This window comes from Xanthobacter autotrophicus, from assembly GCF_030015065.1.
Classification (GTDB): Bacteria; Pseudomonadota; Alphaproteobacteria; order Rhizobiales; family Xanthobacteraceae; genus Xanthobacter; species Xanthobacter autotrophicus_D.
The window spans coordinates 1-431 of sequence record NZ_JAIVFN010000453.1; the positions used below are offsets into that span (position 1 = coordinate 1).

Consider the following 431-nt stretch of genomic DNA (forward strand, 5'->3'; position numbering starts at 1 on the left):
GCGCTGTCCTGGGGGCCGGACGGGCAGCCCTCCGGCCCCCAGGACAGCGCCGTCCCACCGGCATCCAGGGCACCGTGGCAACGCGACGCGCTGACGGGCCTGATGGACCGCAGGCACCTGCTCGAGCAACTGGCGTCGGAGCAGATCCAGGTGGCGGGCGGCGCAGGCTCCGCGGGGGTCATCTGCGTGGACATCGACCAGTTCAAGCTGCTCAACGTGGCGCGCGGCACCCAGATCGGCGACGACGTCCTGTGCGAGACCGCGCGGCGCCTGAAAAGCGTGCTGCGCCGCGGAGACACGCTGGCGCGTACCGGCAGCGACGAATTCGTGGTGGTGCTGCGCATGGAAGGCCGCACCGACGCCGACATCCGCGCGCTGACGGAAGGCGTCGCGGCGAAACTGCTGCGCAGCCTGGCCGCACCGTTCCACCT

General features: G+C 71.9%; 1 protein-coding gene. It reads left to right on the forward strand.

What is annotated here, in order from left to right; translation table 11 throughout:
• Nucleotides 1-102 precede the first annotated feature (102 nt).
• A partial coding sequence (locus K9U40_RS23995) for a GGDEF domain-containing protein (RefSeq protein WP_282892551.1) occupies nt 103-431 on the forward strand: 329 nt, incomplete at its 3' end.